Consider the following 24,388-nt stretch of genomic DNA (forward strand, 5'->3'; position numbering starts at 1 on the left):
CGGTCGCGTCGGCTGTTTATTTTTTTCGTTCTTCTAACTTTTTTGCCATTTGTTCAAGCAGTTTTTCCCATAACGTTTGTTGCTTCGTTCCTTTTTTCTTTGCCATATTTCACCTCATGAAAGCGTAAATAGTTCGCGCAATTGTTCGTTGGATAGTTCGGTAATCCACGTTTCACTTTGGATGAGCTGTTCATTGAGCGCTTGTTTTTTCTCAAGCATATCGTCGATTTTTTCTTCAATCGTCCCGGTTGTAATGAATTTATGCACATGAACAAATTTCGTTTGCCCGATGCGATACGCTCGGTCTGTCGCTTGGTTTTCAACGGCCGGATTCCACCAGCGGTCAAAATGAATGACGTGGTTGGCGGCTGTTAAGTTTAGCCCTGTTCCGCCTGCTTTGAGCGATAAAATGAATATATGAAACTGTCCATGTTGAAATTGTTCGATCATTTCATCGCGCGTTTGTTTCGGTGTGCTTCCATTTAAAAAGACGACAGTTTCTTTCAAATGCGTAGAAAGAAGGTGTTGGATCATCTCGCCCATTTGAATGTACTGGGTAAAGATTAAGCAACTTTCCCCGTTTTCGCGAATTTGTTTGACAAGTTCAAGCAGCTTTTCTACTTTATGCGATCGCTCGACGATTTGCTTCGGATGTTTTTCTTTTAAGTATAGTGCTGGATGGTTACATAATTGTTTTAAGCTGTTTAACATTTGTAAAATGATGCCGCGTCGCGCAAACCCATCGACTTGTTCGAGTTTTTCAAGCGACTGTTGCACAATTTGTTCGTATAAGGATGCTTGTTCGGCAGTGAGCGGGCAATATTCTTTTTGTTCGAGTTTATCAGGCAAGTCGAGCGCAATACGTTCGTCTGTTTTTGTGCGGCGTAGTAAAAACGGACGAATGAGCTTTTGTAAACGTTCGGTCGCTTGCTTATCGCCATTTTTCTCAATTGGCGTCGCAAATTGGCGCTGAAACTCGGTTTGCGATCCTAAATAGCCCGGATTTAAGAAATGGAAAATGCTCCAAAGTTCGTTTAGTCGATTTTCAATCGGTGTGCCGGTGAGCGCAATTTTATGACGCCCTTTTAGTTTACGAATGGCACGCGCTTGTTTCGTTTGGGCATTTTTAATGTTTTGTGCTTCATCTAAACAAATGACATCCCAATCGATGCTTGCGAGGTCGTCGAAATCTAAATGCGCCAAACTGTACGATGTAATGACAAGGTCACAGCTTTTTGCTTTTTCGATAAACGTATCTTCATGTCCACGAGTGGATCCGTGATGAACGTAGACGGTTAAAGACGGAACGAATTGCTGACATTCTTTTTGCCAATTGCCGATGACGCTCGTTGGACAAATAAGTAAAGCAGGGCCGTTTCGTTTCTCGTTTTCTTTCACATAGGCGAGATAGGCTAGCATTTGTATCGTTTTCCCAAGACCCATATCGTCTGCTAAACAGCCACCAAAACCGAGCTGGCGTAAAAAGACAAGCCAGTCGACGCCTCGCTGTTGGTATGGACGTAACGTGCCGTGGAACGTGCTCGGAATGGTGACGTTTGGGATATGGTCAATGTTTTTCATTTTTCGTACGAGCGTGGCAAACGGGCGATTCAGTTCAATGTCAATCGCTTCATCGTCTTCATGTTGTTCGTTTGTTTTTTCCGCGAGCGTTTGCATAAGTACGTCACGAATTGATAAACCTTCTTGTTTCGCTCGTTTCATCAGCTTTTGTACGTGTTGAATGACGGCAGGGTCAAGTTGCACCCATTGATCGCGAATGCGCACGAGGCGGCGCTTTTGTTCGACGAGTTCCGCGAATTGCTGCTCCGTCAGTTCGATGCCGTTTGTAGCGATACGCCAGTCGAAATCGACGAGTGCATCGAGTCCGAACACAGATGTTGCCGATGATTTCACGCGTGCTTTTACACGAAGGCGCGTTTGTTTGACGACTTCCCACCATTCCGGCACGATAACGCGAACGCCTGCTTCGGTGAGTTCGATTGTCGCTTCCACTAAAAAGCGCCACGCTTCTTCTTCGTTTAGTTGCGTGCGCAGCGCCCCATTTTCGCTCAGCCATGGAACGATCGTTTGCCAGCGTTGTTGAGCTCGTTCAATATGACTAGCGTACGCTTGCCAAGCTTTCGGCATATGCGGATACACGGTGATGTCGTTTGTTGCTGCGTCGATGAGCACCGTTTCAAGCGACCATGCTCCACCATCTTCCTCTGGTTCGTTTGAACGTATGGCGATGATAAATGGCGGGCGGTTTTTGTCCCAGCCAATTTCGGTGAGCCAGTCATGCTCGTCTATAAATGAAACGCTGTCGCTTGTTAGTAGCGGATATGTTTCAACGATTTGTTGCCACGTTTGTTTTAGCTCCACGTCCGATTGAATCCAGTCGTTTATTGCTTCGGAGCGCCACATCGCAACGAACGGATGATCTTCTTCTGTACCTTTCCAGCCGAATTGCCCTTTTTTCCATGTTTCAAAGTCAGGCATAAACTGCTTTTGTTCGATATGTCCCATGATTTGTTTTGCCCATGTTTGAAATTGTTTGCTTTGTTCGTCCCACATCATATGAATAAATCGATTGGACGATGGATAAGCAAAAAACGTAAGCGCCTCCCAAGGCGAAAGAAGGACGCCAATATGGTTTCCGATTGTATCGACTGTGGCAAATGTCCCGTAAAACGTTTCTTCATGCCAACAAAAGACGAGCTCTTTCCACTCATCTGGGTGCGCATCATCACTATAAATGAAAAACTGTTTCTGTTCTTCAAGCCAACGGCTTTTTAGTTCAAGTTGCATCATATGAATTTCCCTTTCCGTAATAAATCTTGAAAGGCACGTAATCGTTTTGTTTGTTCAGCTAATGTTGCGATATATGTTTCCCAGCGCGGCATTTGTTTTAAGGCGCGGTAATGGGCGCGCAGTTTTCGTAAATGTTTTATTGCTTGTTCGTATGCGCTGCGATTTTTTTGTTTAATATAATGCATAATCGTTTGGTGATACAAAGGAAGAACGAGCGAACGGTCCGCTTGTTCGACTGCTTTTAAATGGAACGGGTGAATCATGTCGACGCTTGCTTTTTCAAGCATATATAATTCAATAAGCTCTTTCCATTTTTGTTCATCAAATAAGTAATCGATGTACGTATAAAAACTGTACGGAAGCAGCTTTTGAAGAAGCTGTTCGTACCGTTCGGTTTGTTCATTTTTTGTAGCGATACTATATTGGACATAGGCAGATAGTACATGTTGAACAAACCACTCACGGTCAGTTATATGAAGCGAATATAAGTATGTTTCCACATTTTGTTCGAGCCGATGGAACCAATCAGCTCCACGTTGAATTTGCTTTTTCGCAAATGACATATGCATAAAACGGACGATATGTCCCGTTGCTAAGTATGGAAACGGTTCAATGAGCTGATACGCACGATGATCGTTTTCAAGCAAAAACGACACGTACGAAGCTGCGCCGATAAACGGTATTTTTTCTTCTACGGTTTGTTTCTTATTTAACTGTTCAATCGCCCATGTACATTCTTCTTGGCGATATGTTTCGTCAGTCAATACGGTTGTCCATATGATTTCGTATACATCTAATATTTGGCTAAAGTACGTTAATTCGCCTGACAATACGTTTCTTACGTATGGGATGGTAGCGTATAAAAGTTGTTCATGACTTTTTGTACGCGGTTTTTTCGCTAAATTTGTGAGTGCTTGTTGGACGGTTGAAGAAAATTGTTCCACATGCCGCTCTTGCATCATTGCGGAGTAGCCCCATGGTTGTTGCGGAATATGAACTAGTTTAATAAATGTAAATAAGGCGGCATGGACATAATATAAATGGTCTAAAAACGATGCTTTAGATGTCGGACGTTCGAATGTTGGGAAAAACGATTGAACGAGCCTGCGCATATGTTCTTCTTCCGTTACATTGTATAGCGGGATGCGGCGATATTTTTCTTCAAACGATTGCCACCACGCGTCAACGATATTTGCGTTGTTTGACGTATTGCTTCCATTTTTCTCGTTTAGCTTCTGTTGCTGAACGGTTTGTTGTTTCACTTGTACGTCTTTTTGTGTTTCATTGCTTTCGGCTTTTTTTCGTTTTGTCGCTGGTTCTTTCCATGTTCTAATTAAATTCCCGACTGCATCAATTTGATTGTATGCATATAAAAATAACGCAACATTGTGCGGACATAGACCGGCGGCTGTGCAAGTACACGATGAGCCCGCCACCTGCTTTAACCGAAAAGACGGCTCATATGTATGTCCCTTATCCGTTACTTTCCCTTTCAGCACATTGTCCTCGATCGTCACGTTATATACATGCCCGGTGCGATACAAATGCCATGCGCGTTTAATCATGTCGCTATGTTTTTTGTACGGTAGCAGCTTTATGACACGTTGAGCCGCTTTCGTCATCAACTCTTGCGGCAACATCGTCTGTAACATGACAGCATCTCCTTCTCTTAAATTTGTCCTTATTTTAGCATGCTCTCTATTTGTTTACAAACGAGGGAAGTTAAAAAATGTTTTTAATGTTTGCTTATTTTGTAGTAAATCAGCAAGTGTATAATTGTCGAGTGTTTGTAAAAATGCTTGCAATGCTTCATGAAGAATATGTTTCAACTGACAAATGGGCGTAATAATACAGTCGTTTCCATGAGCGGCGAAGCATTCAACGAGAGATAAATTCTCTTCCGTTTGCCTAACGACAGCACCGATGCGAATGTCTTCTGGTTTTTTAGCGAGGCGAATGCCACCGTTTCGCCCGCGAATCGTTTCAATAAGTCCGAGTTTTCCGAGGTCGTATACAATTTTACTTAAATGGTTTTCTGAAATGGAAAACGTGCGGGAAATTTCTTTAATGTTTGTTTTTTTACCTTCTTCTAACGTTCCTAAAAAGAGAAGAACGCGCAACGCATATTCTGTATAGTTCGTTAACTGCATAATGTTTCACCTTTCATTTGTTATTTACTTTATATAGTAGCACATTCTTTCGTCTCGCCGTTATGTGATAAAAAACATGTATTTTATATATTGCTTTTTTGTTTTTTATATGATTCAATAAACATGTATATAAAATATATGTTTTTGGGGGATATGTGTGATGGGCGCAATAAAATCTTTATTAAGCGAACGTACAATTGAAATTATCAAATCAACGGTTCCTGTGTTAGAACAATATGGGGAGCAAATTACACGTCGCTTTTATGAACTGATGTTTGCTAATCATCCGGAGTTATTGAACATTTTTAATCATGCTCATCAAAAACAAGGAAGACAACAAAAGGCGTTAGCAGCATCGATATATGCCGCAGCGAAGCACATTGATCGTTTAGAAGACATTTTACCTGTTGTGAAGCAAATTGGTCATAAACATCGTAGTTTAGGTGTCAAAAAGGAGCATTATCCGATTGTCGGCAAACATTTATTGCTTGCGATTAAAGATGTGCTTGGTGACGCTGCGACAGATGAAGTGATTGAAGCGTGGGGCGAAGCTTATGGAGTCATTGCTGATGTGTTTATTCAAGTAGAACAACAAATGTACGATGAGGCAGCGAAAAAACAAGGTGGATGGGTTGATTTTCGTCCTTTTGTTGTGCAGAAAAAAGTGAAAGAAAGCGATGTTATTACATCATTTTATCTCGTTCCGCAAGATGGAGGGGAAATAAGCGATTTTCTTCCCGGTCAATATGTGAGTGTGAAAGTACAAATTCCGAGCGAAAAATATACGCACATTCGTCAATATAGTTTGTCGGATATGCCAGGGCAACCATATTATCGCATCAGTGTGAAACGGGAAGTTGAAACAAATCAAAAACCTGCTGGTATTGTATCGAATTATTTGCATGATCATGTGAAAGAAGGGGACGTGCTTGAATTAAGTGCACCAGCTGGTGATTTTACAATCGACATGAGCAAGGAAACTCCTGTTATATTCGTTAGCGGTGGCGTAGGTATTACACCATTATTAAGTATGGCGAAGTCAGTCGTAAAACAACAGCCAAATCGTTCAATCACTTTTATTTGTGCGGCAATCAATCGTCGCGTTCATGCATTTGATCAAGAGTTGCGCATGCTCGCAGAACAAACGAACGTATCTTATTATGTTTGTTATGAACAACCGTCAGAAGCTGACCGAACTCATCCGTATTTTAAGAAGGAAGGATTTATTGACGCTTCATTTATGCGGTCTGTTATCGAGCAAACGAATGTCGATGTATACATGTGCGGCCCAATTCCTTTTATGAAAACTGTCAAAGAAGCTCTGCAGCAATGTGGGGTGGCTGAGGAGCGGGTTCATTATGAATTTTTCGGTCCTGCTAGTCAGCTGTAACATGTTGTCCTTCCCAATTTGGGAGGGGCTTTTTTGTTGTGAAAAAGAGGAAAAAGAGATAGAATGGTGGGAAGATTTCCGTATATAGAAAGGGTCTGAATGATGACTAAAACAAATCGTATGATATGGTGGGGTCTTGTATTTGCATGGTGTGCACTTATTTACTATTTTACCGAGTCTCCGCTATTTACCGGGGAGCAAACGGCACAATGGGTTCGCTATTGGCTTGAATATGTTGGCATTCATACGAACCGTCCTGTGAGCGACGGATTATTTTCATGGAATTTTATTGTTCGAAAATGTGCGCATATGACGGTATTTGGAACGTTTGCGTTTTTTGCATGGAAAGCGACAGCTTCCTATCGCTTCGCATGGTTGCTTACGCTCGTCTGTGCGATATTTGATGAATGGCACCAGTCGTTTCAACCGAACCGAACGGCCCTATTTTCTGACGTCATCATCGATATGATCGGGGCGACGATTGTGTTATGGATGGTTTGGAAGGCGAATAAGCGAGCATAAACGCTCGCTCGCTTATTCACTAGTTTTTTTCCACTTTGCGCTTCTTCCTTTACCAATTGGGGTGATTTTTTTTGCTTCTTTTAATTCGTTTAAGACGCGATTGATCGTTGCTTCACTAATGTCAGGACAGGCATGGCGAATCTCTTCTTTTGTAAAGTATCCAATTTTCCCTTCAATGAAATCTTTAATGCGCTTTCGTTTATTTCCGCGACTTGTTTCTACATAGCCCACACGCTCTTCAAGTTTTTTATATGCAGCAACGATAATCGATAAAAAGTAATGTAGCCAAGGAAAAATATCGTTTTTCCCTTCATGCCAATGGATTGATGAGCGCTTTAGCACGTCGTAATATGTTTCTTTGCTTTCTTCAATGAGCGTTTCAATACTAATGTAACGACCGACTTCGTACCCAAATTTGTATAATAAAAGAAGTGTTAATAAACGTGACATCCGTCCATTGCCGTCGTGGAATGGATGAATGCAAAGGAAATCTAAAATGAAGATGGCAATTGCGATCAATGGATGTACGTCACCTTTTTGAACGGTATCTTGAAAAGTCATACAGAGAAGGCGCATATGTTCATCGGTTTGGAAAGCTGGTACAGGAATAAAACGGATAAACTTTTCACCATTCGGGAGCGTTTCACTTATATAGTTATCTTGATTTTTCCACTCTCCACCTTGCGAAGGAACATACTCGTATAAATCATGATGCAGTTGTTTAATGATAGAAGGGGATAGCGGAATGGCGTCGTATGATGCGTGGATCAATTTTAACACATTTCGGTATCCGGCAATCTCCCCTTCCGATCGATCCATCGGTAACGTTTGTTCAGCCATAATGCTTTTAAGTCGTTTATCTGTAATGACGATTCCTTCAATCGCATTTGATGATTTTGTGGATTGAATGATCGCTACATTTTTCAGCGTTTCGAGTATTTGGGGGGATTGCTTTTTGTATAAGTCTTGTTTCCCTTTGTATTCATCAATTTTTGTAAGTAGTTGAATCGTTTCCATGGAGTATGGGAGATGTTTCAATAGCTCGTAATTGTATATGCGCATCATATCACCTCGTTTATAAATGATTACATATAAATGATTACATTTAATTATAACATAATGAACTCATTCTTATAAAAATATACTCATTACATAAAAAAAGAGAACGTTTCGTTTTAAACGAAACGTTCGTCCGCAGGAAAGACGATGCCTGTTTGTTTTCTTGCTTCGTCCATCACTTTCATCATCTTTGGCGATTCCTCCCCGACTTCTAAGCGAGAGCGAAAGTCGGGGAGGAATCGCCCTTCCTCCTTTCTTTTGTATATGATAGAATAAGAATGTGGAGAAAACCGTTGAATCAAGGCACTCCAATCCCCGTTACTCGATGTAGGGAGTTGGTTGCAGGAAACGTTGCAACCGTAAAACATCGAGCGTACATCCGTCTGTTGTGCGTGGAAGTCAAGTACTGCCTACAGACATGCCGAGCCACTCGGTAGCGATATAGGCATGACCTATGTCGTTGGGTAGTCGTCAACCTGCCCCTGATGCAACCCCAAGTCAAGGAAGGAGGACGAAGTCCGTTCGCACTTCTGGGGAGTTGCAAGCCCCCGCTTCAAGCGTTAGCTAAGTGGGGGTAGTTGACTTTCTCTCCCTTTGATATATGTCCAACCATCTTGTTGGTACACTTTTTCTTCTTTCATTAATCGTCCGAGCGCGCGTTTAAATGCGGCTTTGCTCATATGAAAACGCGCCTGAATGTCTTCTGGGTCGCTTTTGTCGCTATATGGCATCGCACCGCCACGGCTTTCAAGATAGTTGTAGATCGTTTCTGCATCTGTTTGTAAACTTTCTTGTTTTCGCGGAAGTAGCGATACGTTAATCGTTCCGTCTTCTTTCACAGCGATGACGCGTCCTTCGACGAGTTCACCGAGACGTGGTTCGCGTCTCCGTTGTGACTCGTGAATGAATCCGATATACCCGACCTCTGTGATAAGAAACGATCCTGCTTTAATTAAACGATAAATGCGTCCGCGCACGTTCGTGTTAAACGCAGAAGCAGGAGCGGGAACGCTTATTTGTTTCATCGTTTCTTCATCCGCGAGTTTCGCGAGCAGCCGTCCCCGTTTATCTACTTGGAGCGAACAGTATAACTGATCCCCTTTTTCCGGCCAAAGCGTCGGAATGGACGGTAAGTCATCGACCGATAATAACACGTCTTTTTCAATGCCGATATGAACGAAAACGCCGAGCTGTGGTACGACGTCGACGACTTCAACCCAACCGTATGATGACGTCGTAATGAGCGGGCGCTTCATCGTTGCACGCATCCGTCCATCATGATCGTGATATAAAAATACGGTCACATCATCCCCAATTTGTAACTCGCCTTCACATTGACTTTCATGAAGCAAGGCGCTTTCTTTTCCGTTCGTGACGATATACCCGAACGGCTTTTGTTCTTTTACTTGCCATGTAACGATTTGTCCAATCATTGCTCTCTTCCTTTTTTATAGCGTTTAATGCTTATTCTACACGATTGCAAGGAAAGACACAAAGGATGTATCTTCTTCCATTTTGACATGTTACAATAAAGAAAAAGTGTTGAGGTGGGGAAAATGAGTAAAGTAGCACGAAATGCGTTATGTCCGTGCGGAAGTGGAAAAAAGTATAAACATTGTTGTGGGAATAATGTTGTGTCGATGCATGAGCTTATCGATCAAGACGTTATTCACCATATGCACGATCTCATTCACTATGCTACATTTGAACACGAATCGTTTTTGTATCGAACGGTTCAAAAACATATGATCGTAGAACAAACGGACGAAGATACAACACCTGTGTTTCGCTTTTTCATTAGCATGTGGGCGATGTTTTTCAAAAAGGATGCACATGGGATGACGATTTTCGATTACTATTTGCGCACGCTTCGTAAGCAGGCAATTCGGCCAACCGTATATAGCATCATTCAATCGTGGCGGCAGGCGTTTCCGACGTTTGTTTGCATAGATGAATTGCGCGATTCGTATGTCGTTGTTACCGACTTATTAACAGAGGAAACGAAACAGATGAAATTGCTTGATATGCCGGATGAGTTTCATTTAGAAGAAGGACAAGCATTGGCGGGTGTTTTTGTACCTCATGGCCAATATATCGCTTGTTTTGGAACATTTTTTCCTCTCCCGATCGTTTTAACCCATCCGTTATACGTATACATACAAGATGTTTGGAAAGCGTGCGGCGAACAATATGAACGATGGATTGAGGCGTATCCAGAAACGTTTCAAAAATCGTTACGGTTAACGATGTTTGATGTCGAAAGTTTATCGCCAAAACAAGAGCAAGTGTTTACGTCATTTGAAAAAAACTTTCCGCAAAAAGAGCTGTCTATTATTGACACCGCACGTCTCATTTGGGTGGAATATTGTCGCCTGTACAATCCGACGATTCGAAAGCCAGAAGTGTACGCAGCAGCGCTTCATTACATTATGGCTGATGCGATTTTGCAACAAAGGATTTCACAAAAACAGCTTGCTGAGCAATACGGCATTTCTGCGAGTACGTTATCGAAACGGATCGATACGTTTTACGATGCGTTTGAAGACATTGCCGGACAAATTCACGACCAACTTGATGACTTATTTACTGACTGGGATGATGACGACTGGGAAGAAGATGACTGGGACGATGAGGACATCTTTGAAGTATGTGAAGATTGTGATGAAGATGAGTAAAGGGAGCGAAAGGCTCCCTTTTACAGTTTGCTCAACGCTTTTTTTAATAGCGCGTTGCGTTGCGCTGATTTTTGTTGTTCGTATGTTTCACGAAATTCTTTCGCATGATTTGGGCTAAAGCCATTCTTTTTTAATTCGTTTTCTAGTGCGTTGTAAATGACGTTGAATGCTGCATCTGTTTTTGCCTCAAGCTCTTGGGCAGCTGTGTTGTATTTGGAGAAGAAGTAATTAAATGATACCGATTGTCCATTTGCTTTTCTTTCTTTGTACTCTCCAATTGCGTGATCGACAAGCGCGTCAATTTTAGCATTCGCTTGCTGTTGGAGGAGTTCAAACGACGGACGATACTTTTCTTTAATGCTTGCGACCGTTACTTGTTGGACGGGTTCGTTTGTTTTGTTTTCTTCATTTGTATCATTTTGTTCGTTTGATTTGCTTTCGTTATTTGTTCCTTTTTCATCGGATGGCGACGATGACTTGTTTTCCTCCTCATGTTCTGTTTCATTGTTGTTTGCTTGACTATTTGTGTCGTCTGGATTCTTTGTTGTGGATGTTTGCTCGTTTCCTGACGCAGATGAATTGCTGTCATCAGGCAACACAATTTCATATTCTTCTTCTACAATTTTAGCTACTTCTTTGTCCTCTTTCTTCAAATCTACTTTTTTATTCGTAAGAAAATAATAGTATCCCCCTGCACCACCAAGAACCAAAACGATGATGCTAAGTGAAATGACGATCCACTTTTTCACTTGAATGATCTCCTTTCTCTTTGTTCCGCTATGTTTATCATACACGATTTTATAGAACAATAGACATAAAAAATGTAACCAAGCTGGAAATACGTCTTGATATCGTCATACAATTGAATTACTATAAACTTATGGAAATAAAAGATAGATTACGGTTGTTAGTACTTTCATATTTACATATATTTAAATGAGGTGATGAAATGAAAAAATATCCATGGAGTCAAAAAGCGTTGCGGGCGATGATTGCAACAGCTGTTGCTTTCACACCAGCGGTTGCGATTGGTGGACAAGCTACACATGTTGAGGCGGCGCAAACAGTCGATCAAAAAATTGATCAGCTAGCTAGTCGGTTTTATATTTTTTACAAAAATGCTGATGAGACGGTTTTGAACAATGCAAAAAACAAGATTAATGGCATTGAATACACTCACATTTCAAGCGCAGTCGGTGGCTTATCGTTAAATGAGACCGCTAAGCAGGATGCACTTGTTGCTCTTATTAAAGGTGTGGCGAATGTTATATACACGAAACATGGAAGTGCTTCGGATCTTTCACAAGCGGTGAAAGATTTTCGTACGCAGTATGCGGATGAATTTAACACGTTATTCGATGAAACAAATAACGTTACTGCGGATCAACTTATTGATTTCGTATTAGCGATGGAGCCTAACCTAGAAGGAGCTATTATGCAAAATGCAACACGGTCGAATATATCATATGCAGCGGTTATTGAGACAGCGGTTCAAGATACATTGAGTGCAGGAAACTTTAATACTCTACAAGGTAAGCTTAATTCCATCGGTTTATCTGTGCAGAAGTTGTTCCAGCTACAGGAGAGATTAAACAATGAAGTTATTGACACAAGTAAGCAAGCACGTTCTGAAATGCTTGGGAGCGCGTTTGCAGAGAAGGGTGCTCTCATTGCTAATAACGGTAATATGTATGAACTTCGCGTCCCTATTGTTCAGGGAAGCAATGTCATGGTCAGTTTAACAACGTCCATTCAATGGGAAACTTCAAACCCAGCGATTGCAACGTTTAGCGGGAATGTTTTGACTACACATCAAACAGGAACAGTCGATGTTTTTGCTAAAATCGATGGAATAACAATTGCGAAGAAGCAGTCTGTGTCAGTTACAGCTAGTGGTGGTAGCACAGGTGGCGGTAGCACAGGCGGTGGTTCAGTTGTAACTCCTCCAAGCACAGGCGTAGACAATGGAAAAGTAAATGTTGGCCAAGATGCAGTAACGACAAAAGAGCAAACAAACAGCAAAGGACAAAAAGAAAAAGTAACCGAAGTGAAAGTAGACAAAATTGCAGACATCGTTAATCTTGTTTCAGCTCAAAATAAAGAAATCGTGTTAGGCGTTGGTACGCTTGGAGCGAATGAAATAGCGAAAGCGGAAGTACCAGCAAAGCTATTTGCGGACGCAGCGGCAAAAGAGGCAAAAGCGATAGTGAATGTTCAAACAGATAAAGCATCATATAAGTTACCTGTGGCGGAAATCCAAGCGAAGCTTACCGAAATCGCGCAAAAGCTAGGTTCAAGCATAGATAACGTAAAAATTGCTGTTGAAATCACAAAAGTAAATCCGCCTCAAGGAGTAACTGCGGTATCGGATGCGGTGGAGTTTAACGTTGTTGCTACAGCAAACGGAAAAAGCGAAACGATTACACGGTTTACGCAATATGTGGAACGTGAATTAAAGGGATCGAAAGTATTTGTTCCACAACGTTCGGTAGCTGTGCGTGTTGATGCAAACGGCAACCTTGTCTCTGTGCCAACGGTGTTTAACGGCGATCAAGCAACAGTAAAATCATTAACAAACTCCACATATGTCGTTGTTGAAAACAATAAAACGTTTGTAGATGTTGATAATGGAAAAACATGGGCGGAAGCGTATGTTGAGGCGCTTGCATCTAAGTACATTATTAAAGGAAAAACAGATCAAACGTTTGCACCAAAAGAAAATATGACACGTGCGCAATTTGCTGTTTTACTTGTTCGTGCGCTTGGATTGCCAAGTGAGACATATGATAAACGTTTCAAAGATGTGAAAGGAACAGAATGGTTCAACGAAAATGGCGAGCTTGCTGCAGCAGTGAAATATGGCATTATTCAAGGAAAAGGAAATGGTGTATTTGCACCGAATGCACCAGTAACTCGTGCGGAAGCAGCGGTCATGTTCAAACGAGCGCTTGAATTATCATTCTTAAATTATGATATGACACAGTTAGATAGTACGAAGAAAGTCACCGACTTTAAAGATGCTAGCCAAGTGAAAATGTGGGCGAAAGACAGTGTTGAAAAAATGTACCAAGCTGGTATTTTTACAGGACGGGAGAATAATCGTTTTGTGCCAGCTGGATATATGACACGGGCAGAAGTGGCTAAAGCATTGGCGGAGTTTTTAGCATCTGCGAAATTAATGAACGATGTACAATAAAAAAGGGAGCGAAAGGCTCCCTTTTTTAAATGAGTTCAATATCTTCTAAAATCATGCTTGCAAAAAAGCCGCTAATATGATGAAGCGCCTCAAGCACTACTTTCGGATCAGCGTCAAAAAAGTCTTTCATCATTGGCTGGTTTTGTTCATGAATGAAAGCAAAAATAAAATCTGTTTTGATACGATTGCTTAATAATACAGGACAGTAGCTTAGCTCGAGCTTCCGCTTCATATTTTCTTCGCCGCTAAAATGTTTTTGATACATGTCGCGCAACGTCGGCAATTGTTGTTCAATTTTCTGGTGGGCGTCGGTAACCCACGCTTGCACAGCTTCTGCAGGGGGAAATTGTTTACTAAGTAAAATGAGCTCAAATATTTTGTTTAGCGCGAAACTTGATTCTGTCGCAAAAGCGACGTTCGTCAACAATAACGAAACGTATTCTTCTTCTGTTTTTGTTTCCATGCGCATTTTCATAAAAATTTCTAATATTTCGGAGTGTACTTTCGTCTTCGTCCAATCTTTTGTTAATTGTTGAACGAGAGCCATTACCGTGCGATTGACGGTATCGTTTGTCCATTGTTCCATCGCGAATGCAACCCTTTCTTTTGCATGTATGTATACCATTAGTTTACCAATGTTATGACGAAGAAGAAATAGTCAATGTCATATTCATTGTGATATGATTAATAATGTTGTCGAACAATCGAATTAAAGGAGCGTTTTGTATGTCGTTTCAAACGGTTCACATACTTGGAGTTCCGTTTGTTCGTGCGACAATGGATGAAATGATGTCCGTCATTCATGCGCACGTCAAACAACAAAAGCCGTGCTTTATCGTAACGGCGAATCCTGAAATTGTGATGAAAGCAAATGAAGAACCTACATATATGGCAACGATTCAACAAGCAGATTATGTCGTTGCTGACGGGATCGGGGTCGTGAAAGCGGCTGAACTGCTCGGAACGCCGCTTCCAGAGCGAGTGGCTGGCTACGACTTGCTTTGCTGCTGTTTGCAGCTTGCTGATGAGTATGAATATCGCGTATATATGATTGGGGCAAAAGAAGAAGTTGTACAAGCAGCGGCACAACATATTCGTCAACACTACCCGAACGTTCGTTTAGTTGGGGTACGCAACGGCTACTTTGATTGGAACGATCAGACAATTGTCGAAGAAGTAAAACAAGCCGAGCCAGACTTTGTATTTGTTGCGCTCGGTATGGGAAAACAAGAACAATGGATCGCCGAACATATGCATACAGTCGGACGTGGTGTATGGATGGGCGTTGGCGGAAGCTTCGACGTGCTTGCTGGAGTGGTCAAGCGCGCCCCTGAACTATGGATTCGTCTAAATCTCGAATGGCTGTATCGTTTACTGAAACAGCCGACGCGAGCGAAGCGGATGATGGCGTTGCCGCGCTTTGCGTGGACGATTTTAAAGCAAAAGGTTGTTAGAAAATGAGCCAGTCATTTGTGAAAGGGACGATCATTTTAACACTCGGCACGATCATCTCGAAAGTGCTTGGCAGCATTTTTCGCATTCCGTTACAAAACATTGCGGGAGATAAAGTGCTCGGCATTTTTAGTCTCGTTTATCCGCTCTATATGGTTGCGCTCATTTTATCGGTTGCGGGGATTCCGATTGCTGTATCGAAATTAATTTCCGAAGCGCGCGCCCAGCAAAAAGAAGATGAAGTCGCGCGACTTATCAAAACCGCAAGCGTATTGGCATTTAGTTTCGGCGTGCTCAGCTTTTCGCTACTTGCAGGCGGTTCATCTTGGATTGCGCAAGCACTTGGCGGCGCAGAGGCAAAATGGGCGATTATTGTCGTATCCACAACGCTTCTTATCTCACCATATATGGCGGTATATCGCGGGTTTTTTCAAGGGCTTGAAAATATGAAACCGACGGCGGCATCACAAGTACTTGAACAATTTGTGCGCGTCGCTTTTATTTTACTTGTTGCTTTTTATATGGTGAAAGCTGCATATCCTGACGATATAATCGCCGGAGCAATTATGATTGGCTCGCCGCTTGGGGCGTTTGCAAGTCTTGTATACTTACGGGCGCTGTATGCCCGCTCTCCTTACCGTCCGAAACGTGTGAAACTAACGCGCACGCAGTGGATGGAGACGAGCAAGACGATTTTAACGTTATCTATTCCTATTGCGCTCGGTGCCCTAGCAATGCCGTTTTTAAATTTAGTCGACTCGCTATCCGTTCCGCTCGCGCTTCGTTCGTATGGCGTAGGAGCAGACGAAACGAGCTATTTATTTGGGCTATATAGCCGCGGAACAGCCCTTGTGCAAATCGCAACCGTATTTTCATCTTCGCTTGTGCTCCCGCTCATTCCGCTTCTAAGCAAGCAGTTAGCGAAAGGGGAGTTGACACAAGCGCGACAAACGATTCAAAAATCGTTTGAACTATCACATTTCTTATCATGGCCGATTGCGGCCGGATTAGCTGGTTTAACGGTTCCTTTGAACATCGCTTTATTTACAAACCACGAAGGAAGCTTGACGATGGCTATCGTGCTAGCAAGTTCCGTATTCACCTCGCTCGCTTTGCTTGGCACAGGCATTTTACAAGGCATCGGTGAATCAAAGCGCGCGGCAGTCATTATCGTCATCGGCTGTGTCGTGAAATGGGGAACAAACATATTATTTATTTCTTGGTACGGCTTAATTGGTGCTGGTATTTCGACGCTTGTCACATATGCATTTATTACATGGATGAACCATGTTGCGATTCGCCGTCACATATCGCTTTCGTTTTGGAATCGAAAGGTCATCGTCTATGTATTTGCTTCGCTTGTTATGGGCATCGGCTTATTTCTCATTTCCCCAACGTGGGGAAGAATGGCGTCGCTCGTGTATGTAGCGATTGCAACAATCGGTGGTGGTCTGTTTTATGTTGGAATTGCACTTGCGCTCGGTGGAGTAACGCTTCAAGAGCTTCGCCAATGGTTGAATCAAACGAAGAAGGGATGAAACACGTGAAAAAATGGTTGTTGATTATCATCGCGCTTTCGCTGCTGCTCATCGCCCCAGCGATCAGCAAGCGTCATCAAGCAGAATGGGACAATCGAACGTATGAAATGATGATGCCATACGATGAAATCGAAGCATGGTTGCAAGAAGAAAAAGAAGAAGACGTATGGAAGCAATTGAAAGAAGCTGGTTTAACGACGGTAAGTATAGAAGCAGAAACGCTTGATTCACTTGAACAATCAGGACATGTTCTGTTGTTAAAGATGGACGAATGGAAACATACCCTCGTTTTATTGAATGAAACGGTCGCTCATCTTCCTTCGCGTGGGCTTGTCGTTTATCCGCTCGATGAAACGTTCCCGCTTGTTTCATCGCTCAAAGCGACGTTTGGCGATGACGTTCAAGCGATGCAAGCAAATGGAAAAACGTACTATATAATCGAAGGGAATGCGAAAAAAATCGAGCGTGTTCCACTCGGATATGATGAAATGAAAATCGCTCGTCTCATTGAACAAGGCTTAATGGTTGTACTTCGTATTCCAGATGCACGTGATATGAACGAAGCAAGTGTACGTGTACTTCAACAAATTGAAGCGTTAAAAAATGAACATACATTTAAGTTGTTGCCGACAGGAGAAGAAGTGGCCGGCTATCCGACAGATGTCGCAAAATGGGGCGAAAGATGGAAAGAAGCGGGATACGTCCTATTGTCAACGGAGTTTTACGAAGCGAAAGGATTGACGACATTAGCAAAAGCGATGGATGTGCACGTTGTTCGTTTACATAGTTTAAATTTAGAACAACGAAAGCCAAATGAAGCGGTCGATGTCGCTATTCGTGCGATTAAAGAGCGAAACATACGTGCCTTGTTTATTCGTCCGTATGCATCGGCAGATACAGAACAAAATATGGAAAAAACAATAACGGTGATGAAACAAATTGTTCAACATATGCCGAGTCATTATACGCTTGGAAAAAGCGAACCGTTCGCACCAATTGAACGTTCGTCTATTGCTACAATTGGATTTGTGATTGGGGCGACTGCTTTCGTTTTTCTTGCGGTTCGTTCGCTCGTGTCGCCAATGATGGCATCACTTGCCGCCGGCGGAACGCTCATTTTAAGTGTTGCAGGAACGGTGTTGGCGATTGATTTAGCCTTGAAGGCAGTCGCTTTGCTCGTTGCTATCATTACCCCAATATATGCCGCTAAACCTTCTTCCGTTCAAGAAGGATGGCGTGGTACATTTATGGCGTATGGTCGTGCTATCGCCATTTCGTTTGTCGGAATTAGTTGGATTGTGACGATGCTGTATGGAAATGAGTATATGGCTTATGTCGGTGAAGGTTTTCGTGGGGTGAAACTTGTTTATGTCGTTCCGCTTGTTGCCATGGTCGTACTCGTTTTACCTTCGATCATTCAAGAGCCGCTTCTTCCGTTTATCAAACGACTATGGAAACACCCGATTACGATCGGACATGTCGTCATTAGCTTCGTTGTGCTTGCTCTGTTAGCGTATTACGTCTTGCGCTCTGGCAATACAGGAACGGCAAGTGCCCTTGAACTAGCAGCGAGACAAAAATTAGAAGAATGGTTATATGTACGCCCACGCACGAAAGAGTTTTTACTCGGTTTTCCAGCTTATTTGCTTGCGTTATTTGTCATCAATAAGCAAAAACAGCTAGGGGCGATCCTTCTTGTCGTTGGGACAATCGGATGGTTGTCGATTATCAATACATTTACACATTTGCATATCCCACTTTTTATTTCATTTGTTCGCACAATGTATAGTCTTGGACTTGGGCTATTTATTGGTATTGCCCTCATTTACGTATATAAGTGGGTATGGAAAAAGGTGATACGATGAACATTGTACTATCTGGATATTACGGTTTTCATAACGTCGGCGACGAAGCCATTTTATATGCGATCATTCAAGCGCTTCGGGCGCATGATCCACATGTGCAAGTGACCGTGCTTTCAAACGATCCTGAATTTACAAAACAAACATATGGGGTTCATGCGGTAAATCGTTGGCGAATCGGTGACATCGTTCAGGCGCTCCGTCAAAGCGATGGGTTAATTAGCGGTGGCGGAAGTTTGCTTCAAGATCAAACAGGATGGCGCAGCATTCCGTACTATACGGGGATCATGCAAATTGCCAAATGGCTTGGCAAACCGGTCATGGTGTACGCACAAGGCATGGGTCCTGTCAACAACAAGCCAAATCAATGGTTGATGAAATGGACGTTAAATCGAGTCGATCGTCTTACGGTGCGCGATGAACCATCTGCACAACTATTAAAAACGTTAGGTGTTACAAAGCCGATTACTGTCGTACCTGATCCGGTGATGGGACTAGAGCCGCCGACAACGCCAACAGTTTGGTGGCAACAACAGTCGTTTACACGTCCGGTCATTGCTGTTTCCGTACGGGATTGGCCGCGCGGTCGCGATTTTGAGAGAAAAATTGCTGTTGCGCTTGACCGTTCGATTGGAGCAGGTTTTGATGTTGTATTCATCCCGATGCATGGGCATCATGATGATCAAACGTCCCGTCGCGTGTTAGCGATGATGAAAGAGCGCGCCGTCGTTGCTCCTTATGATGCAAGCATTGAAGAAAAAATGGCGATGATCGCAAGCGCTGACTTACTCGTCGGGATGCGTTTACATGCGTTAATTTTTGCGGCGGTCGTTCATACACCGTTTATTGCTTTATCATACGATCCGAAAATTGATGCATTTGCCGAGCAAGCAAACCAACCGGTGTTTGCGCATGTCGAACGAGACGACTGGGACGGTGAAGCACTATTTTCATATATTCAACAATGTATGAACAAACGAGAAGAGCGAGAAGAAGCGATGATTCAAGCCGTTGCACCGCTCCAACAAACAGCCCAACAAACAGCTGCAGAAGCGCTCGCTTTGTTTCGGGATAAAAAATAGGTCATTGGACCTATTTTTATTTTTGTTATATAATTTTTGTGAATCGTCTGATAAAATAAAAAACAATACGTACATATTGTTTTCGTAAGGAGCGTGGATGCAGCGGTGTTTACGTTAGGGAAAAAGTTACTGAATCGCTTGCCTTTTAGTAAAAAGTTCATGTTGTTGGCAATCATTTTTATGTTTACTCTTTTTATGATTAGCGTGTTGTACGTTCGGCTATTGACGGATAAAGCGATGGTACTTGAAAAAGAAAAGCAAGGAGTAGCTTATATCGCTCCGATGATTGACGCGATGTATAGTTTACAAAAGCATCGTGAATATACGACGACCGTTTTGTTAGGACATGGGAAAGAAGACAAAGTAGCAGAGGCGCAAGCGATGTTGAAAAAATCAATGGAAACATTACAAAGCGTCCATAAAGCACAAAAAGCAGACTTCATCGAGGAAGAAAAATGGAATCAGTTATTACAACAAATGAAAGATGTGCAAGATAATTGGAAAATGTATACGGCAAGCGAGGCGGTGAAGCGCCATAACGCCCTTATTTACGACTTACATCAACTGTTGCTTTCTGTTGCTAGCCGTTCGCACGTATCGCTCGACAACGATATGAACAATCATTATTTAGCACGTCTTTTTGTTGAACATGTACCGCTTCTTACTGAAATGATCGGAGGGGCGCAGTCGTTTGCGGCAGAGTTGACAATAAAAGATGAGTTGTATGAAATTGAACGCTCAAAAATGACCTATTGGATCAATACGTTAGAAACAGCGATGCAAACGATTAGCCGTGCAACCGCTCCTCTTTTCGTTGACGATGCGTCAATGCGCAAAAAAGTACAACAATATAACGACATCATTTCGACGGATTTATTAAGCATTACAAGCTTATTGCAACGTGAATTTTTACAAACGAATCAAATTTCGTTAACGTCGGTTGAACTATACGAGAAAACGAACGATGCGCATGAACAGCTGCATGAGTTGGCTCGTTTTTCGCTTCAAGCGTTTCAAAACCATTTGCAAAGCGAGTATCGCGCCGTCATGTTTGAAAAGTGGGTGACAATTAGTGCGGGTGCACTTGCGGTGGCGGTTGTCATTTACTTATTCATCGCTTTTTATATGGCGGTACGGGAGCAAATTACTGCGATCGAACGGGCGAGCATGCAAGCGGCAAGCGGCGATTTAACGGTGCAAATGTCCGTCTCATCGAACGATGAATTTGCCCATATTGCCCAGTCATTTCAATCGCTTATTGCTTCATTTCGCTCAATGATCGGTGCTAACCAACAATTGACGCACGACGTATCCGCATCCGCCCATGAATTAACAGCGATCACAGAAGAAGCAGCACAGGCGATGGAACAAGTCGGTGCAACGATGGAAGAAGTGGCAGCGGGATCGAGCAAACAGCGCGCATGGGCGCAACAAAACGTCGAAGCTGTTTATACGCTTGTCGATGATACAAATTATATTTTATCGCGCTCGCAACAAGCGGCAGAAGCAGCTCGGGCGATGACGGCAGAAGCGGAAAAAGGAACGGCCGCTATGAATAAAATGATCGAGCAAATGAAAACAATGAACGGCTTTATTACGCAATCGAGCGAATGGATTCAAGCGTTGCATCAACGTTCCGCCGACATTGCCCAAATGGCGACGATGATTACAAACATTGCCGATCAAACGAATTTACTCGCATTAAATGCAGCGATTGAAGCAGCGAGAGCAGGGGAGCATGGACGCGGTTTCGCCGTCGTGGCGGATGAAGTAAGGAAGCTTGCGGAACAATCCGCGTTATCGGCTAAACAAATACGCGAACTATTGCAAGAAGTACAAACAGATACAGCACAATCGGTTGAAGCGATGCAACATGTGCGACATGAATCGGAAAAAAGCATGGTGCTTGCGCGCGAAGCGGATGAAACGTTTGCTCGCATTCAACAAACGACAAGTGACGTCATGGTTCAAATGGATGATGTCGCTCAAAAAGTTGCTGTGATGACGAGCGCGTTTGATGAACTAGCTTTAACGATGAAAGAAACGGAAACGATCGCTCAAGAAGCAGAAAGGCAGACACAAACGGCAGCAGCAGCCCACGAACAACTACTTTCTGCTGTTCAAGAAATTGCTGCAAATGTACAAACGTTAAGCGATAAAGCGCAACATTTAGCCGAAAAAGGAAAACAATTTACTGTTTAGTCCCGGACATTTTCCGGGATTTTTATTGTTAAAATTATGAAAATTCATTATAATAATGGCGAACATATATTTGTGAGGGGGAGTTTGGATGGAACGGATGGAAGAGTACATGATTATGGAGGAGACAGCTGCACTTGTGCCGCAATATGATTCATACGGCCGGCTTGGGACGATCGTTTACGAATTGTACAACACGTACAAAGTAGAGCAATCGCCGAAAGAGATTATACAACAAAGCTGCCGTTACTACGGAAGTACATATGAAGGAAAAGTTCACGCGGCAAAACATATTCTCGGCATTCGGCAAATGGTTCCGATCTCCGTTTGTGAAGCGCTTCGGCTCTACTTCTTTCCAACATGTTCTCCTGACAGCGATCGATGCATATGGATTGCACCATCCCACATCAAGATGATACAACCGTATGAAAAAAAGAAAACGAAAGTCATTTTAAAAAATAAACAAGAACTCATTGTCGACATCCAAAAAGGAACGTTTGAAGGAAAAATGTATAAAACAGCGATGCTTATGGTTACTTTACAACAAAGAATGATGCATAACTATGAAAAGTAGTGTATAATATTTCGAGAATAAAAAAGAAAAGAGGACCATTATGCGAACGTTGCGAGGACATCATTTATTATGCGTACACGGCTTTCAAGGCATGGGATATAGTGAATCGTTCGTCGAAAAGATGACCGAAATCGTTGCGTTTATGCGCGATGACAGTACGGATGGCCCGATTCGCGTCATCGCCGCCCTTGATGAAGCGTGTTATGCATGTCCCCACCATGGAGTAGACCGTTGCGAAGCAGATGAAAACTCGAACGAGCACGTATTGGCGATGGATCGGCGCGTGCTCAACCATTTACAGCTCGAAGAACGAGGAGTTTATATGAAGTCAGAGCTCATCGAACGAACGAAGCGGACCGTTGAGCCGGATGATTTAGATGTGCTTTGCGCCGGCTGTTCATGGCTATCGTATGGTGTGTGCAAAGAAGGAATACGAAAATTGAAAAATTTTTCTGACAAAAGAGATTGAAGATATGCTATGATAAGGAAATAAAAATAGAAAGAAAGGGTTATGGCATATGAAAGTAGCAAAATTCGGGGGAAGTTCTGTTGCCAATGCACAGCAATTTCAAAAAGTAGCCAACATCATTACGGCGGATGACGCGCGCAAATTTGTTGTTGTTTCTGCGCCGGGCAAGCGATGCAAAGATGATACGAAGATAACAGATTTATTAATTACGCTTGCAAAAAAAGTAATCGAACATGACATATACGAAGGGGTGCTTGCGCAAGTTGTCGCACGTTATGATGAAATTGTTAGCGATTTGCATTTGTCGCGCGATATTTTAGACGTCATTTCGGCAAGCTTACAACAAATGATTGATACGTATCGCGATCAACCAGAGCGTTTGCTTGATGCATTAAAGGCGAGCGGAGAAGATAACAATGCGAAGCTGATGGCACACTATCTTCGTCAACTCGGTTATGAAGCGCACTATGTCAATCCGAAAGACGCCGGCATTTTCGTCACAGATGAGCCGGGCAATGCACAAATTTTACCTGAGTCATACGAACAACTGGCAACATTAAAAGAAAGAAGTGGCATTTTAGTTATCCCAGGCTTTTTCGGCTATTCGCGTTCAGGGCATATCGTCACATTCCCACGCGGCGGTTCGGATATTACTGGTTCGATCGTTGCGGCAGGAGTTGGCGCTGAACTATATGAAAACTTTACCGATGTCGATTCCATTTATTGCGTTAATCCGTCGATCGTGGAACATCCGTGCCAACTAAAAGAATTAACATATCGTGAAATGCGCGAGTTGTCGTATGCCGGTTTCTCGGTGTTTCACGATGAAGCGCTTGAACCTGTGTATCGCCGTGGCATTCCGGTATGCGTGAAAAATACGAACAACCCGGAAGCGCCGGGGACGATGATCGTTGCAACGAGAGATCATCGCGAGCGCCCTGTTGCAGGCATCGCTAGCGATACAGGTTTTTGCAGCATTAACGTCAGCAAATATTTAATGAACCGAGAAATCGGATTTGGGCGTCGTCTACTACAAATTTTAGAAGACGAGGGCATTTCATACGAACATACGCCATCAGGCATCGATAACATGTCTGTCATTTTACGTGAAGAACAATTAGCAGGTGATGTCGAGCGCCGTGTATTAGACCGGATTGTAACAGAATTGCGTGTCGATGAAGTGTCGATTGAACGTGATTTAGCGCTTATTATGGTCGTTGGGGAAGGAATGGAGCGCAGCGTCGGTATTGCCGCGAAGGCGACAGCTGCATTTGCCCGCGCCAACGTCAACATTGAAATGATTAACCAAGGTTCCTCAGAAGTAAGCATGATGTTTGGCGTCAAAGCAGATGCGGTTGAAAAAGCGGTGCGCGCCTTATACGAAGTATATTTCTAGTCGTATAAAAATG

At 42.9% G+C, this 24,388-nt stretch carries 20 protein-coding genes; 12 read left to right on the forward strand and 8 right to left on the reverse strand.

Annotation, left to right across the window (positions count from 1 at the left end; translation table 11 throughout):
• Positions 1–114 precede the first annotated feature (114 nt).
• Genes ETB99_RS06170 through ETB99_RS06180 form a run of 3 tightly spaced genes read right to left on the reverse strand, consistent with a single transcriptional unit; the run spans position 115 to position 4,961 of the window.
• On the reverse strand, positions 115–2,808 hold the full coding sequence (locus ETB99_RS06170) for a DEAD/DEAH box helicase (RefSeq protein ID WP_171700230.1): 2,694 nt from the start codon (positions 2,806–2,808) through the stop codon (positions 115–117).
• The gene (locus ETB99_RS06175) at positions 2,808–4,463 is read right to left on the reverse strand and encodes an SWIM zinc finger family protein (protein WP_171700202.1); all 1,656 of its coding nucleotides are present in this window, start codon (positions 4,461–4,463) and stop codon (positions 2,808–2,810) included. The genes ETB99_RS06170 and ETB99_RS06175 overlap by 1 nt, the downstream gene beginning before the upstream one ends.
• Before the next feature lie 54 nt (positions 4,464–4,517).
• Entirely contained in the window at positions 4,518–4,961 is a 444-nt protein-coding gene (locus ETB99_RS06180; protein WP_171700203.1) for an Rrf2 family transcriptional regulator, read from the reverse strand.
• A gap of 160 nt (positions 4,962–5,121) precedes the next feature.
• Between ETB99_RS06180 and hmpA the strand changes: the two genes are divergently transcribed.
• Together hmpA and ETB99_RS06190 are read left to right on the forward strand one after the other, a co-directional pair.
• Positions 5,122–6,351 (forward strand): NO-inducible flavohemoprotein, encoded by a 1,230-nt coding sequence (gene hmpA, locus ETB99_RS06185; protein WP_171700204.1) that lies wholly within the window; start codon positions 5,122–5,124, stop codon positions 6,349–6,351.
• A gap of 102 nt (positions 6,352–6,453) precedes the next feature.
• The gene (locus ETB99_RS06190) at positions 6,454–6,873 is read left to right on the forward strand and encodes a VanZ family protein (protein WP_171700205.1); all 420 of its coding nucleotides are present in this window, start codon (positions 6,454–6,456) and stop codon (positions 6,871–6,873) included.
• 12 nt (positions 6,874–6,885) lie between these two features.
• On the opposite strand, the gene ETB99_RS06195 is transcribed toward ETB99_RS06190, so the two are convergent.
• The 3 genes from ETB99_RS06195 to ETB99_RS06205 form a co-directional block, all read right to left on the reverse strand.
• A complete protein-coding gene (locus ETB99_RS06195; protein ID WP_253263558.1) occupies positions 6,886–7,935 on the reverse strand; it encodes a Fic family protein in 1,050 nt (349 codons plus the stop codon).
• A 113-nt stretch (positions 7,936–8,048) separates the two neighbouring features.
• Complete coding sequence (locus tag ETB99_RS06200; protein WP_171700129.1) at positions 8,049–8,234, reverse strand: hypothetical protein; 186 nt, start codon at positions 8,232–8,234, stop codon at positions 8,049–8,051.
• Between the two features lie 258 nt (positions 8,235–8,492).
• Complete coding sequence (locus tag ETB99_RS06205; RefSeq protein ID WP_171700207.1) at positions 8,493–9,365, reverse strand: CvfB family protein; 873 nt, start codon at positions 9,363–9,365, stop codon at positions 8,493–8,495.
• A 123-nt stretch (positions 9,366–9,488) separates the two neighbouring features.
• On the opposite strand from ETB99_RS06205, the gene ETB99_RS06210 reads away from it, so the two are divergent.
• Positions 9,489–10,607 (forward strand): SEC-C metal-binding domain-containing protein, encoded by a 1,119-nt coding sequence (locus ETB99_RS06210; protein ID WP_171700208.1) that lies wholly within the window; start codon positions 9,489–9,491, stop codon positions 10,605–10,607.
• A gap of 20 nt (positions 10,608–10,627) precedes the next feature.
• Here the strand turns inward: ETB99_RS06210 and ETB99_RS06215 are convergent, their stop codons facing one another.
• Positions 10,628–11,356 (reverse strand): hypothetical protein, encoded by a 729-nt coding sequence (locus ETB99_RS06215; RefSeq protein ID WP_077429896.1) that lies wholly within the window; start codon positions 11,354–11,356, stop codon positions 10,628–10,630.
• Positions 11,357–11,556: 200 nt separating this feature from the next.
• On the opposite strand from ETB99_RS06215, the gene ETB99_RS06220 reads away from it, so the two are divergent.
• Positions 11,557–13,803, forward strand: a complete 2,247-nt coding sequence (locus ETB99_RS06220; protein WP_171700209.1) for an S-layer homology domain-containing protein — start codon at positions 11,557–11,559, stop codon at positions 13,801–13,803.
• A gap of 25 nt (positions 13,804–13,828) precedes the next feature.
• Here the strand turns inward: ETB99_RS06220 and ETB99_RS06225 are convergent, their stop codons facing one another.
• Entirely contained in the window at positions 13,829–14,389 is a 561-nt protein-coding gene (locus ETB99_RS06225) for a hypothetical protein (protein ID WP_253263559.1), read from the reverse strand.
• A 140-nt stretch (positions 14,390–14,529) separates the two neighbouring features.
• Here ETB99_RS06225 and ETB99_RS06230 point away from each other — a divergent pair, with 140 nt between their 5' ends.
• The 8 genes from ETB99_RS06230 (at position 14,530) to ETB99_RS06265 (ending at position 24,375) form a co-directional block, all read left to right on the forward strand.
• Positions 14,530–15,264 carry a WecB/TagA/CpsF family glycosyltransferase gene (locus tag ETB99_RS06230; protein WP_171700211.1) on the forward strand — a complete coding sequence of 245 codons (735 nt, stop codon included), beginning with the start codon at positions 14,530–14,532 and terminating at the stop codon, positions 15,262–15,264.
• Positions 15,261–16,793 (forward strand): putative polysaccharide biosynthesis protein, encoded by a 1,533-nt coding sequence (locus ETB99_RS06235; RefSeq protein WP_171700212.1) that lies wholly within the window; start codon positions 15,261–15,263, stop codon positions 16,791–16,793. The genes ETB99_RS06230 and ETB99_RS06235 overlap by 4 nt, the downstream gene beginning before the upstream one ends.
• A complete protein-coding gene (locus ETB99_RS06240) occupies positions 16,766–18,658 on the forward strand; it encodes a DUF5693 family protein (RefSeq protein ID WP_171700213.1) in 1,893 nt (630 codons plus the stop codon). The genes ETB99_RS06235 and ETB99_RS06240 overlap by 28 nt, the downstream gene beginning before the upstream one ends.
• Entirely contained in the window at positions 18,655–19,737 is a 1,083-nt protein-coding gene (gene csaB / locus ETB99_RS06245) for a polysaccharide pyruvyl transferase CsaB (RefSeq protein WP_253263560.1), read from the forward strand. The genes ETB99_RS06240 and csaB overlap by 4 nt, the downstream gene beginning before the upstream one ends.
• 93 nt (positions 19,738–19,830) lie before the next feature.
• On the forward strand, positions 19,831–21,939 hold the full coding sequence (locus tag ETB99_RS06250) for a methyl-accepting chemotaxis protein (protein ID WP_171700215.1): 2,109 nt from the start codon (positions 19,831–19,833) through the stop codon (positions 21,937–21,939).
• Positions 21,940–22,027: 88 nt separating this feature from the next.
• Positions 22,028–22,510 (forward strand): competence protein ComK, encoded by a 483-nt coding sequence (locus ETB99_RS06255; RefSeq protein WP_077429888.1) that lies wholly within the window; start codon positions 22,028–22,030, stop codon positions 22,508–22,510.
• A 40-nt stretch (positions 22,511–22,550) separates the two neighbouring features.
• Positions 22,551–22,979, forward strand: coding sequence for a DUF1284 domain-containing protein (locus ETB99_RS06260; protein WP_171700216.1), 429 nt, complete (start codon positions 22,551–22,553; stop codon positions 22,977–22,979).
• 49 nt (positions 22,980–23,028) lie between these two features.
• Positions 23,029–24,375, forward strand: coding sequence for an aspartate kinase (locus tag ETB99_RS06265; RefSeq protein WP_128999640.1), 1,347 nt, complete (start codon positions 23,029–23,031; stop codon positions 24,373–24,375).
• Positions 24,376–24,388: the final 13 nt, after the last annotated feature.

The sequence above is a fragment of the Anoxybacillus sp. CHMUD genome, assembly GCF_013096965.1.
Classification (GTDB): Bacteria; Bacillota; Bacilli; order Bacillales; family Anoxybacillaceae; genus Anoxybacillus; species Anoxybacillus kestanbolensis_A.